Annotated in this window: 14 protein-coding genes; 7 read left to right on the top strand and 7 right to left on the bottom strand. The window is 46.7% G+C overall.

Annotation, left to right across the window (positions count from 1 at the left end; all coding sequences use genetic code 11):
- Positions 1–54: 54 nt before the first annotated feature.
- The gene (locus C8N47_RS05260) at positions 55–1,089 is read right to left on the bottom strand and encodes a glycoside hydrolase family 127 protein (RefSeq protein ID WP_107821478.1); all 1,035 of its coding nucleotides are present in this window, start codon (positions 1,087–1,089) and stop codon (positions 55–57) included.
- A 150-nt stretch (positions 1,090–1,239) separates the two neighbouring features.
- Between C8N47_RS05260 and C8N47_RS05255 the strand changes: the two genes are divergently transcribed.
- Together C8N47_RS05255 and C8N47_RS05250 are read left to right on the top strand one after the other, a co-directional pair.
- On the top strand, positions 1,240–1,977 hold the full coding sequence (locus C8N47_RS05255) for an MBL fold metallo-hydrolase (protein ID WP_107821477.1): 738 nt from the start codon (positions 1,240–1,242) through the stop codon (positions 1,975–1,977).
- 101 nt (positions 1,978–2,078) lie between these two features.
- Entirely contained in the window at positions 2,079–2,447 is a 369-nt protein-coding gene (locus C8N47_RS05250) for a YccF domain-containing protein (RefSeq protein ID WP_107821476.1), read from the top strand.
- A gap of 176 nt (positions 2,448–2,623) precedes the next feature.
- Here the strand turns inward: C8N47_RS05250 and C8N47_RS05245 are convergent, their stop codons facing one another.
- Positions 2,624–3,328 (bottom strand): phosphoadenylyl-sulfate reductase, encoded by a 705-nt coding sequence (locus C8N47_RS05245; RefSeq protein WP_107821475.1) that lies wholly within the window; start codon positions 3,326–3,328, stop codon positions 2,624–2,626.
- A 189-nt stretch (positions 3,329–3,517) separates the two neighbouring features.
- On the opposite strand from C8N47_RS05245, the gene C8N47_RS05240 reads away from it, so the two are divergent.
- Positions 3,518–4,903 carry a methyltransferase RsmF C-terminal domain-like protein gene (locus C8N47_RS05240; protein ID WP_107821474.1) on the top strand — a complete coding sequence of 462 codons (1,386 nt, stop codon included), beginning with the start codon at positions 3,518–3,520 and terminating at the stop codon, positions 4,901–4,903.
- Positions 4,904–4,914: 11 nt separating this feature from the next.
- Here the strand turns inward: C8N47_RS05240 and C8N47_RS05235 are convergent, their stop codons facing one another.
- Complete coding sequence (locus C8N47_RS05235) at positions 4,915–5,220, bottom strand: nucleotidyltransferase domain-containing protein (RefSeq protein ID WP_107821473.1); 306 nt, start codon at positions 5,218–5,220, stop codon at positions 4,915–4,917.
- The gene (locus C8N47_RS05230; protein WP_107821472.1) at positions 5,213–5,641 is read right to left on the bottom strand and encodes a nucleotidyltransferase substrate binding protein; all 429 of its coding nucleotides are present in this window, start codon (positions 5,639–5,641) and stop codon (positions 5,213–5,215) included. Before C8N47_RS05230 ends, C8N47_RS05235 begins: the two co-directional genes overlap by 8 nt.
- Positions 5,642–5,787: 146 nt before the next feature.
- Here C8N47_RS05230 and C8N47_RS05225 point away from each other — a divergent pair, with 146 nt between their 5' ends.
- Complete coding sequence (locus C8N47_RS05225) at positions 5,788–5,985, top strand: hypothetical protein (RefSeq protein ID WP_107821471.1); 198 nt, start codon at positions 5,788–5,790, stop codon at positions 5,983–5,985.
- A gap of 17 nt (positions 5,986–6,002) precedes the next feature.
- On the opposite strand, the gene C8N47_RS05220 is transcribed toward C8N47_RS05225, so the two are convergent.
- Entirely contained in the window at positions 6,003–8,180 is a 2,178-nt protein-coding gene (locus C8N47_RS05220) for a tetratricopeptide repeat protein (protein WP_107821470.1), read from the bottom strand.
- A 190-nt stretch (positions 8,181–8,370) separates the two neighbouring features.
- Between C8N47_RS05220 and C8N47_RS05215 the strand changes: the two genes are divergently transcribed.
- Complete coding sequence (locus C8N47_RS05215; RefSeq protein ID WP_107821469.1) at positions 8,371–8,772, top strand: GFA family protein; 402 nt, start codon at positions 8,371–8,373, stop codon at positions 8,770–8,772.
- A gap of 28 nt (positions 8,773–8,800) precedes the next feature.
- Here C8N47_RS05215 and C8N47_RS05210 read toward each other — a convergent pair whose 3' ends face one another.
- Together C8N47_RS05210 and C8N47_RS05205 are read right to left on the bottom strand one after the other, a co-directional pair.
- Positions 8,801–9,430 carry a YqaA family protein gene (locus C8N47_RS05210; RefSeq protein ID WP_211316050.1) on the bottom strand — a complete coding sequence of 210 codons (630 nt, stop codon included), beginning with the start codon at positions 9,428–9,430 and terminating at the stop codon, positions 8,801–8,803.
- Between the two features lie 201 nt (positions 9,431–9,631).
- Entirely contained in the window at positions 9,632–10,846 is a 1,215-nt protein-coding gene (locus tag C8N47_RS05205; RefSeq protein ID WP_107821468.1) for a TlpA disulfide reductase family protein, read from the bottom strand.
- 183 nt (positions 10,847–11,029) lie between these two features.
- Between C8N47_RS05205 and C8N47_RS05200 the strand changes: the two genes are divergently transcribed.
- Both C8N47_RS05200 and C8N47_RS05195 read left to right on the top strand, forming a co-directional pair.
- A complete protein-coding gene (locus C8N47_RS05200; RefSeq protein WP_245915674.1) occupies positions 11,030–11,980 on the top strand; it encodes an aminodeoxychorismate synthase component I in 951 nt (316 codons plus the stop codon).
- Positions 11,955–12,551, top strand: coding sequence for an aminotransferase class IV family protein (locus C8N47_RS05195; RefSeq protein ID WP_107821466.1), 597 nt, complete (start codon positions 11,955–11,957; stop codon positions 12,549–12,551). Before C8N47_RS05200 ends, C8N47_RS05195 begins: the two co-directional genes overlap by 26 nt.
- Positions 12,552–12,667: the final 116 nt, after the last annotated feature.

The raw sequence follows: 12,667 nt of genomic DNA, 5'->3' as shown, positions 1-12,667 counted from the left end.
GAGCCTGCATCCAGGCTAAAAACTTCGCCTCTGAAATTGCTCATTTTATAATCCCTATTTAATCCAGACCGTACGTTTTTCGCCATTGCTTTCGGCATAAAAGGGTTGGAGCACCAGGGTATGCTCCGGAATACCGGCGTACGTGAAGGTTGGCATTTTCCCCGGAGGTGAAACCATTTGCAGCTGAGCAAGCGGATTGTTGGTTCCGGTATGCCGGGGCAAGCTATCGGCTTGGTAGGTCAATAGCAACGGTCCGAACGAAAATCCCCAACGATCGTTTGCCCTTCCAATTATTTGCGGTTTCATGCCCAACAGCACTTCAACCTGATCGCCGGTTTTCCACTTGCTTGCTATTTCGGTATACTCGCCCGGATAAACCGGATACTTTACGCCCTTGCCGGTTACCGAGGCTGTTTGCGCCCATTCCGGAATGCGAATAAACAAATCGACATAACGCTTATCGTCGAGCTCAAACTTTATACTGATTTTTCCTTCATTCGGATAAGCTGTTTCCTGAATCAAGCGCACATTTCCACCGGTTGTATGAACAAAATCGAAAGTCGAGCTGGTGTAAAGGTTCACATAAATCCGATCGTAACGACGCGTATAACAGGTCGATTTCAAGCTCGAATCGTTAACCACATCGGCATACCGACTGTTGTAAAAGATCCGTTCCAGCTCGTCGGCAAAACAAACGGCTCCGAAATACCTCAGCAGTTCGGCATTTAAGCGCCTCCACGAAGCCAGCGTATTTTCGTCCAGGACTTCAAAATTGGCTAACACCGCATGCTGCTTTTCCCGCCAGGTGGCCATAAAATCGTCCGGAGGCGTGCTTACACCGGCTTGCTTTAGTTGTTGAAGGCGGTCTGTCAAGGGCCGGAGCGAACCAACAGCATTGCCCGTCGCTTCGGGGCACAGCGACTTATCGGAAGAAAGACGATCGGTCTGTTCGGCCAAAATTCCCCCTAAATTGATTGCGGATTGCTCAACAGAATCGGAAACACCCTCACGCTCGGGTGCCATTTTGAGCTGACAAGACCACAGAAGACTAATGAACAGCGAAACAGCTACTACAGGAATGAATTTCATCGGATAAGTTTGTTTATTTAGAAGAGAAAACACCGAACACGAAGCGAAGTTCAACACGGAAAACACGAATACACTCCCCTCCCCGCATTCAAGCGAAAATTAACGATTCCTGCTTTTACCGGATAGTTAAATTTGATATTTTAGCATCCCATGAAACAAATCAAACTCACGACCCTCTGCCTGTTTATTATTGTTGGTGCACTTTGGCCACAACAAGCAAAGTCGCAATACCGGATTAAGGATATTGTGCCAAGCTCGAAAGGCGATTTGGAAATTACCGTTATCGGCCACTGTTTCTACCATTTCAAATTCAACCGGCTAAACATTTATGTCGACCCCATCCCCAATGTGGGCGATATCACCATGTTGCCCAAGGCCGATCTCATTTTAATTACCCACGATCACCGCGACCACTTCAGCACCAGCGTAATTAAGTTTTTATCGAAATCCGATACCAGGGTCATTGCCTCGAAATCCTGCATTCCGAAAATGGACTTTGGCGAGTTTCTCGAGAACAACCAGCAAACAACCTTTAAGGAAATTTATATTAAAGCGGTGCCCGCCTACAATGTGGTCAATCTGCGGCCCGACGATGTGCCCTATCATCCCAAAGGCGATGGCAATGGTTATTTCCTGGTTTTTGGCGATAAGACGGTCTATATTGCCGGCGACACGGAATACATCGACGAAATGCGCTTTTTCATGAAACCCGACATCGCTTTTATTCCGATGATGATGCCTTTTGTAATGGATGAAGATATGTTTGTAAAGGTTGCCAGGAAGCTGAAACCGCCAATTCTGTACCCGGTACACTACAATGTGAAGCTCGATTCGTTGGTTGAAAAACTAAAAGTGGCATTGCCCGATACCGAAGTGCGGATCCGCTAGTTGAGCCGTTTACCTGTTCAATTAGCAAACTCGCCGAATAAACAGGCTCCATAACAGGCCGATTGACTATTTTAGGCGTGAAATCAAATTAAAACCAAACTATGTCGCTATTAGGAAATCTCATCTGGATTATTTTCGGGGGTATCTTGATCTTCCTGGAATACCTGATCGCCGGTCTGCTGCTGTGCCTGACCATTGTCGGAATCCCCTTCGGTTTGCAAGCCATCAAATTGTCGCTTTTGGCCTTATGGCCTTTCGGAGCTAAAATTGAATATATGGACTACGCTCCGGGCTGCCTGTCAACCATCATGAATATCATCTGGTTGTTGATTGGCGGCATCTGGATCGCCCTCACCCACCTGGTATTTGGCCTGCTGTTCGCCATTACCATCATCGGAATTCCCTTCGCCAAACAACATTTTAAACTGATGAGCTTAGCATTGACTCCGTTTGGACGACGAGTGGTGTAAAGAGACATGAGTCGTGAGACTTGAGACTTGAGTCGTGAGTCGTGAGTCGTGAGACTTGAGTCGTGAGACTTGAGACTTGGAACTTGGAACTTGGAACTTGGAACTACCCAAAATCGCCGTTCCCGGAGTGTTTGCTCCAGGAACGGCGACTGTATAGTGCGACTGATCGCTTCGCATCAATGCTGATGCAAACCGCATTCTTTTTTCGAATTGCTTTCCCACCACCAGCGTCCGGCGCGGAAATCTTCGCCCGGCTGAATGGCGCGGGTACAAGGTGCACAGCCGATACTCACAAATCCGCGATCGTGCAGTACATTATACGGAACATGATTTTCGAGCGTATACTTGCGGCAATCATCCAGTTCCCAATGCAACAGCGGGTTGTATTTTACCACCTTAAATCCGCCATCCCAATTAAAGAACTCCAGGCCTTCGCGGTTAGCCGACTGCGAGGCACGTAAGCCGGTAATCCAGCACGCCATACCTTCCAGCGCGCGGCCCAGCGGTTCTACCTTCCGAATATGGCAACACATTTTCCGGTTTTCAACCGAGGCATAAAAGCTGTTCGGCCCATTTTCAGCAATAAATTTTTCCAAAGGTTCGTGCTTTGGGTAGAATGGAATAATGGGCTTGTTGTATTTCTCAATCGTGCGGGCATACACTTTATGAGTTTCTTCAAATAAGCGGCCCGTGTCGAGTGTCACGACTTTAATATCGATATCATTTCTGAAAATCAGGTCGGTGATTACCTGGTCTTCGATCCCGAAGCTGGTTGTAAAAACAATCTTTCCGGCAAATTTCTCGGCCAGCGCTTTCAGCGTTTCAACGGTTTCTTTTTCGCCCAATTCGGTATTGAGTTGTTTTGCTAATTCTTCGCTCATGATATATTCCTCTTTTTAAATGCGGCTTAAAATTAATGATTTCAACAGGAAAGTCGTCAAAAACAAAAGCCGCTGCACTAGAATAAACTAGTATGCAAAGAAAAAGGTTTTCAGCTTGAAACAGATACGTGTTTATACACATTTGTTTTTAGCGAATGCGAAACGGGTAAAAAGTTCTATTTTTGAGCCATGACAACTCCAAGCAACCATTGGCCATCCGACTTTGTTGGCCGCATCCGCGAGCAGTTTCCGCAAACAGCCGACGATTTTATTCAGGCATTGGATTTTCAAGCGCGTGTAAGCGTTCGACTGAATAAACAGAAGTATCGCTCAGCACCGAATTTAGCACCGGTGCCGTGGGCCAATCAAGCCTGCTTTTTGGACGAACGCCCCGTGTTTGCGCTCGATCCGCTATGGCATGCCGGCGCCTACTATGTGCAGGAAGCCAGTTCCATGTTTCTGGAACAAGCCTTTAACCAAGTGAACGTTGAAGGGCCCAAAATGGTGCTCGACCTGTGCGCTGCTCCCGGAGGAAAGTCGACCCACCTGAATAGTCTGATTCAGGATGACGATTTGCTGGTTTCGAACGAGGTCATTCGCTCGCGGGTTCCCATCCTAATCGAGAACCTGACCAAATGGGGACACAGCAACTTTGTTGTCAGCAACAGCGATGCCAAGCAGTTTGGCGAGCTCGGTGCTTTGTTTGATGTATTGGTGATTGATGCGCCCTGCTCGGGTGAAGGATTATTTCGTCGCGATCCGGAAGCGGCCAACGAATGGAGTCCGGAGAATGCCAAGCTGTGCTCGGTTCGCCAGCGTCGCATCCTGGCCGAAAGCTGGCCCGCCCTGAAACAAGGGGGCTATCTGATTTACAGTACCTGTACCTTCAACCCTGCCGAAAATGAGGAAAACCTCGATTGGCTCCGCTCGCAAGGCGGATTCGAAAGTGTACGTATTCCGCTTCAGGACGAATGGAACATCGATGAGCTGGAGCACAATGGCATCTATGGCTATCGTTTCCTGCCGCATAAAGTTAAAGGTGAAGGCTTTTTCATTTCAGTATTAAAGAAGACGGAAGAGACCACGGCGGTTCGTTTCCCCAAGAAGTTTAAAACGCGCCTGCAACGCCCGGCAAGCTTACCCAATGGCTGGATCCAGACCACGGAGAACAAAATCTTCTTTCAGCATAACGACCAACTTAAGTTTATCCCAGCCGCCTGGGAACGCGAAATTTTACTGCTGTTCGAAAAGCTGAATCTGGTAAAAGGAGGAACACATTTCGGAACCCTCAAAAAGAAAGATATTTTGCCCGAGCACGAGCTGGCAATGCTTAACGAGCGAGTTTCGGAGGCTTTCGAACTCCTTGAGCTGACACAGGAGGATGCTTTAAAATACCTTGCCCGCGACAACTTCCAGTTACAGCTAAGTGGTAAAAACTGGCAACTGGCAGCCTTTGCAGGAACGCCGCTGGGCTTTGTCAAAAACCTGGGAACCCGTTTCAACAACTATTACCCCAAAGAGTGGCGGCTGCGTATGCAGGATCGAGGAAATAGCGGTTTATGGTATCGGCGGTAGGCAAAAAACGATTACAAGCTGATTCCCACACTGGAAATATGCGCAATCAAAGCATCCTCTTCGATGCGGTTAAATACAACTAAATCAAACTTGTATGGGAGATTCAACGCTTCCAGATCGATTAATAAATCGAGTACATCATCGCGTAAAATATGATCGCCTTTTAATGCAATATCAATATCAGAACCATTTGTGAAAGTCCCTTTAGCTCTGGAACCAAACAATATTACTTCATCAACTTTAGAGCACTGTTTAATAATCCGAACGATACGCTCTAAGTCCTCACTGCTTAATCCTACATTTAGATCTTTATTCATCAAATAAGGATTTCTGATAATTTGATTTCTCTTCGTTCAGTCGAGTCATGAAGTCTTGTAACAGAGGAAAGTATTCGCTTCGTATCCCTTTAATTATTTCTGCCGCAGTTTTTTCATCATAAGTATGACTTGCCAAATTTCGACTCTGGTGCATTCTCATCCATCCTTTCCCGTTGGAAATATATCCATCTTGAAAGCTTTGTTCAATTACAGGTTTCGGTCCGGCAATTTGATGATACCCTTTATCTCTCAATAAATCCTGAAGTGTTTTCCAACTTAACTCATAAGTATATTCAAAAGCTTTTATAAGTCCCTGCTCTTCCATTTCATTCAATTCTTCATGCTTAATAAACTTGGCTAACTGATTGAATACTTTGTTAAAATTTATAAACCGTTGCTGCCAACGTATATCTTTATTCATCGCTTATTTTAATGTTATACTTCAATATTTAAAGATATAATTTTCTTGAAACCGAGCTTTGCCTTATCGCCGGGTTTCTGACATTGAACAAACCGATCCGTTTAATTGCTTTAATAACAGAGCCGAAACAATAAAACGACAAAGCAATGAAACAGCGAATAACATACCTTCTGGCGCTTCTATTCATGACCATTCCGGCCATGAGCCAAACCCCCGATATGTACCCGCCAACAGTGCCCGAACCGGTTGAATTTACCACCCTCAATGTAATTCTTTACCTTGTTATCCCCGTTTTGCTGGTCATCTTCCTGATTTATTACCGACGAATGAAACGACGAAAATAAGGTGAACTTCCCGCCTGTTATTCTTCAACAAAATAGCGCAGCTGGTCGAGCATAATGGGCACATCGTCCTGATCGATTCCCTGCTTTAGCAACTGCGGAAGGTCCTCGGCAAACACATCCATAAAGTCGGCCTCGGTAAAGTTGGGCTTCGAAATTGCCTGTTTGTAATAATCCAGAGCAGCTTTGCGGTTACCCAAGGCCCATTGCACGTGCCCCATATTCATCAGGTCGTGCTGACTGGGGTTTTCCGCCATCAGCTTTTCGAAGTAACTTTCAGCCTGTTTCTGTTTGCCCGTCAGGAACGAACACCAGCCGATAGGGCGCCACACCTTTCGGTTGCCCGGTTTCAAATATTCCACCTTAAAATAATACTGAAGAGCCTCATCAAAACGTCCCAACTCGAGCAAACAATGGCCGGTATTGAGATGATTGGACAGATCGTCATGATCCAGCGCCTCCACTTCGTTGTAGTATTCGAGCGCTTTCAGCGGCTGCTTTAAATTACGGTAACAAAGCGCTATTTTCTTCAGGTTCCATATCCGGTTCAGGTCATACAGCTCAGCCTTTTGATAGGCATCAAGGGCTTTTTCGTAGTTCCCTGATTTTTGGTAGCAAAATGCCAGTTTTTGGTACAGCTCTCCATCCTGCGCGTCGGTCAGCAGATACTCAAAAATTCCGATAGCCTCGTCAAAATAATTCTTCGTGAAGTAGTACTCGCCAATGTTCCGGACAATTGCCCGATCTTCTTTCAAAATAGCGCCCAGCGTTAATTTATTGTGGAAGTCGAAGCGCCAGCCAAACAGATCGTCAAAATCGTGACGTCGCGGATGCAACTTATAAAAGCGGTACAGGTCCTGGATGTACTGATTGGACAACAAGCCTGCGATACGGCCCGGATCGTTCAGCGCTTCATCTTGTTCTATTTCCTGAAACTGATCCATTTCCGCCTGCATCCCCTGAAACATAAACTCGCGGTTTTGCTGCGGTATTTGACTCAGACTCAAACTAAATGAATACTTATCCGAATTACATAACAAAGGCGCCTTGCCCATTACCTCCACAAACCGACGGGTTAAATCGTCCGACAAATCGAGTGCTTTATCCAAATCCGGGTTTTGCGCAAAAAATGGCATAAACCAATTGGCTATTTCACTGAAAAAGGGGAACGACTTCAGCATCGCGAACGAGCCCAAAAAAACATCGGCTCCTTCCATTTGCAGTTCCGAAAACTCCTGCATTTTATTCATCAGCACTGGCGACTCCTCAATCATCTCCTGCCATTCGGGGTTTTTATCTTCCGAAATACCATCCTCCATCAGGCTATCCAGCTCGATTTTATCTTTCAGATGTTCGCTTATTTTGATCATTTCGGGCATAATCTCATCGCGGATGCGCTGCTGAAGCTTCTCGGTCTCCTTAGCCCGTATCAGCTGAATGATGACGCGCTCGAGGTTTCGCTTAAATTCCGGATCGTCATTCAACAGCTTCAATCGTCCGGTTATACCGCCATAAAAGGGCAAGCGCGAATCGTACTGATAAAGGGCCAGCAACAGCCCCACCAGCGCGCGCTGTTTAATCTGCTGCTCTTCGGATTCATAGGCATTAAACAGAAAGAAGAACTTCTGCTCGTCGAATTGCCGCTGTAAACTCAAACTCACCGCCGTAATCACAAAGGCTTTGTAACTTATTAAGATTGAAGGGCTGTTCATAAAACGCCCCAGGAACAATAGCCCCTGCTCGCTAAAACGATCCTGAAACCAAAGGTAATAAAACAAGCGACGTATTTGCTGATGTTTTTGCCGGGCTTCCTTCGGATCTTCGGTGTCAGCCTCCAGCTGGCTCAAAAACGAGTCGAAATCGCTAATAAAATGCTCCTTAAACCCGCGTTTCTTTTCATACTCAACCGACGAAGCATGCTTCAGGCGTAAGGCCTCGTACACCTGATCGGCCAACTCGTAAGTTGAATCGATCAAGCGGCGGTAAATTTTCTGGCGTTCCGGATCGCGAATACCCTCCACGGTATACTGCAACATATAGTGGTAGGTCTGGTTAAGTTCCCGCCACTGATCGTGAAATAGTCCCAACGCGTTGGTTAGGATCAGCTTTTCCAGTTGATCGAATGCTGATTTTAAGCGGCGTTTAGCCAAATGGTCGCAAATTGTTCGGTATTGTCTTTTGATGTCTGTATTGTCCATAAATGTGATCTGATGTAATAAGATACGAAAATCAAATTCATCAAGAAGTGCTCCAAACAAAATTCACCTGACAGAAATGCAGAAAAAGCAGAAAAACCGATCGCTTCCGTCAGCTTGAAAAGCTGCATTTACGTTTCATTCGCTACACTTAGTTTTTTTGTATCTTGAAGAAAATTTGAAGTCAATACCAATGAAATACACCGGATCATGCCTTTGCGGAGCCATTCGGTTTGAAATCGAAGGTGATTTCCACCGCTTCTTTCTATGTCATTGCAACCGTTGCCGAAAAGATACCGGATCGGCTCACGCGGCCAATTTATTTTCTTCTTCGGCCAGTCTGAAATGGCTATCGGGAGAGCCGCTGGTTAAAATCTTTCACCTTCAGGGGACTCGTCATTCGAAAAGTTTTTGCATCGAATGTGGTTCGGCCCTCCCCCATACTGCCGATGACGGAAAGATGTTAGTTATTCCGGCCGGATGCCTTGACACCGATATACACATCAGACCCGATTCCCACATATTTGTTGGCAGCAAAGCGAATTGGGACAACGAACTCGAAAAACTCCGCCAATTTGATGACTTACCGAAATAAAAAGGTTATGTGGAAGCCAGGGAGCCGATCAAAAAATTTGAAATAAGATGACGGCATAAATCACGAAACGAACAAACCGAAAGAGCGCCCACAGCAAATAACTGCGAAAGCTATATTTGATCAATCCGCAGGCCAGACTAACAATAGAGTGCGGCAAGGGCAACATGGCTCCAATAAACACAAACAGCCCGCCCCACTTGCGCAAGTTCACAATATGCCGGGCAATCTTCATTTCGATGTGATCCTTCACCGAAGGGATTAAAAACAGTCGGTTGCCGGCCAGGTAAGCCACCACACCTCCAAGATAGGACAGCGATGCCAAAACAGCCAGAAACAACCACGGTGTATCAGCCTTCGAAGCCCAGGCAATGAAAATTTCGGGAGGCAACAACCCTAAAACCGTTTCGGATGCAAAAAAGGTAGAAAACACCACGGCTGGCGAATACGTTTCCACCAGCTGATTTAGCAGCACATCAAAGTCGAGCACAAAATATTCGAGCCCAACGAGTATGGCCACAAATACGGCAATAACAATCCCGCCTTTTACGGAAGTATCGCGAATAAAGTCGTAGAAACGGGTAATGCGGTAGTAACGATTTAACAACACCAGGCGCTTTACAGCTACCTGACTTGTACGGGGTCTTCGGTTTGTGTTCATGAGCAAAAAGAATATACTAAGTAAAGGGAAACAACAGCACAACCAGAAGGTTTACATCCTCCGGACAATTTATGGGCTGCTGATTTGAGCAGGCCATGTTCTGACAGGCAATTGTATCGATGATTTAACGGACATCCAAATACAATCCCCCTGCGCAAGCTGGCCTGCTCACGGGGATTATCCGGGAAAAATAAATGATCCCTATTCGGCCATCAATTTTTGAATAAAGTGATCGAATCGGGTTTGATAAGCCGTGTATTTGTCGCCCGTTGCCGGACCATCGAACCCGGTATGAATACGCCGCACGTGGCCTTGCTTATCGATGATGATGCTGGTTGGGTAAGACATTATCCGGCTCAGCCCGGGGATCTTTGCCGATGCTTCCTTGCGATTCTCCGTGCCATTCATGGCCAGTAAAATCGGATAATCAACACCAACATTTTGTTTTAATCGCGCAATAGCAGCAAAACAAGCGGAGTCGGTCTTGGCATATTCAAAAGCCAGGCCTACAAAGGCCAGAGGCTGATTGGCATGCGTTCGGGCATAACTGGCAAAATAGCGGGTTTCATCCAGGCAATTGGGACACCAGCTTCCCATAATCTGCACGACAACCACCTTGTCTTTAAACTGTTCGTCGCTAAGCGAAACCAGGGCGCCGTGCTCATCGGGAAAGCTGAAGCTAATGCTTTCATATCCTTCCTTCAGGGTCGTTAGGCTCTCCGGATCCGGCAGTTCGAAGCGTTCATTCCGAACTCCGCTAAAACTTTCTTTCCAGCTGTTTTTCGAGTAAAAGGTGCCATTCAGGCTGCTGTCGGCCACGGTGGCGGTAAATAAAAACAGATGCACACCATCAAAAGCTGACAATTTCAGCTGGTTTCCATCCATCACCCCTTCCAAAAAGCGATAATCGCCCGTGGGTGTGCGAAAAGTGCCGGTAACGCGGCTGCCGTCCTGCTCAAACGAACCTTTTGCCCAACTAGTTTGGTCGGTCGAGTCCTTGCCAAACAACACTTGCCAGTCACCAGTGATATCAACTGTCGGTTCCGCAGCAACCGTAAAACGATGATCGCCAACGACAGCCCGAAAGGGCACTTTGTAGCTTGCCCCCGGCTTGGAGTAATAGCCCTCCAAACGGCCGCCGGCATCGATCCTGGCTTTTATAAAACTGTCGAACACCGGCAGTTGAATGGTTACCGAATCGTTGGAATAGCTGATCTCATCAACGACAATAACTTCGTCGCCATTATAAATTTCGAGGCTTGTTGCCGACTTCACTTTAAACAGGAACGGAATTTCCTGTTGATCCTGCGCGTCAAATACCGCGCGGTATGTTTCCGGGGTCAACTGTCGCGTAGCTGACTGGCAGGATGCCAGCAAAATAGCCACCAGGGCTCCCAGATAAAAACGAATCTTCATAATTTTCTTTGTTTTATTCGGCGGCTAAAATACACAGAACTTAGCGTTCGGGAAAACAAACATCGGCGACAGCCGGGAAAGCGAGCATCGACAGCCGACATTCGAAAGAGCAAATCGCTTTTCACCGGTTTTTCTATCTTTGTGCACCTCATGTATACCATTACAAGCGATATAATCAGAAAGATGAACAAGCTGGGACACAAAAGACGTCCTTTTGTTTTTCTTTTCGACTTTGAATGCCGGAAAGCCCGGGTACTGGAATGGCACGAGTGTGCCCCCGAGCTGTTTTGGCGCACACCGCAACACGGCAACTTCACAGCCACCCCTTACAACAATCATCCGGTTAGCTGGCAAGCCGAACCGGTAAGCTTCGCGCGCTATGAGCAAGCCTTCAATTTAGTGCAAAAACACATTCATGCCGGCGACAGTTATCTGCTGAACCTCACCATGCCAACAGCGGTATCGACCAACCTCAGGCTGGACGAAATTGCCCACCAAAGCCAATCGCCTTATTTGGTGTATCTGAAAGATGAGTTTGTTTGTTTCTCGCCCGAGATTTTTGTACGAATTAAAGATGGCCAGATCTCCTCGTACCCCATGAAAGGAACCATTGACGCCACTCTTCCGAATGCGGAACAGCTTCTGAAAACCAATCGAAAGGAGCTGGCCGAGCATCATACCATCGTCGATTTAATCCGGAACGACCTCAGCCGGATTGCAGACCAGGTTGAAGTAACACGCTTTTGCTATCTGGACGAGATACAATCGAACCGGGGCAAACTACTGCAAATGAGCTCCGAGATTACGGGCCGGCTTGCTGCCGACTATCACGCGCATTTGGGAGACATCTTCGCCAGCTTGCTGCCCGCCGGCTCGATTACCGGCGCTCCGAAAGCCAAAACAGTTGAAGTAATCGAGGCCGCCGAGCAATACCAACGAAGCTGGTATACCGGCATATTTGGGGTGTTTGATGGCCAAAATGTGGATAGCTGCGTGCTCATCCGCTATTTGGAACAAAACGGTGATAAGTTTACCTTTAAAAGCGGCGGTGGCATTACATACCTGAGCAACTGCCGCGAGGAATACGAAGAACTGATAAAAAAAGTATATGTGCCAATTATTGGAAACCATTAAGCTCGACAACGGGCAACTTTTCAACCTGGACTACCATAACCGCCGTTTGAATGCAGCTCGCCGGGAGCTTTTCGGCCCACTACCACCGCTCGAGCTGAACGAGCTTATTGCTGTTCCGGAAAGCTGCATGGATGGTCTGTACCGTTGTCGCGTGCTTTACTCCCGGCAAATCGATCGGATTGACTTTATCCCGCAGAAAGAACGCTCATTCACAAGTCTGAAGATCGTGAACTGCCCGCAAATAGACTACCACCTGAAATTTGCCGACCGAAGCATCTTAAACAAACTGTTTGAACAGCGTGGCCAGGCTGATGAGATCATTATTGTGCGCCAGGGAGCAATCACCGACTGTAGCATCGGCAATCTCTTGTTTTTTGATGGTCACAGCTGGCTGACTCCTGCCTCGCCCTTGTTACAAGGAACCCAACGCCAGAAGCTGCTGGAGACCGGCCATATCCAAGAGGAATTTATAACACCGGACGACCTGCAGAGTTACGAAAAAGTAGCCATAATTAATGCCTTTTTCGATTTGAAAAATATGCCAATCATCGAAATCGAAAATATTTTCTAAACATTAAAATTAGTGTAACCTACTATTCTGCAAATGGGTAAACTGCAAACACAAGCATAGCTTGGCCGATAATGCAAGTTTTTTTTGCTGCATGCTTTTCAAGCTATTTTTTTATT

The sequence above is a fragment of the Mangrovibacterium marinum genome (assembly GCF_003046625.1).
GTDB lineage: Bacteria > Bacteroidota > Bacteroidia > Bacteroidales > Prolixibacteraceae > Mangrovibacterium > Mangrovibacterium marinum.
Note: the sequence above shows the minus strand (reverse complement) of the source record. Positions and strands in the feature narration are given on the sequence as shown.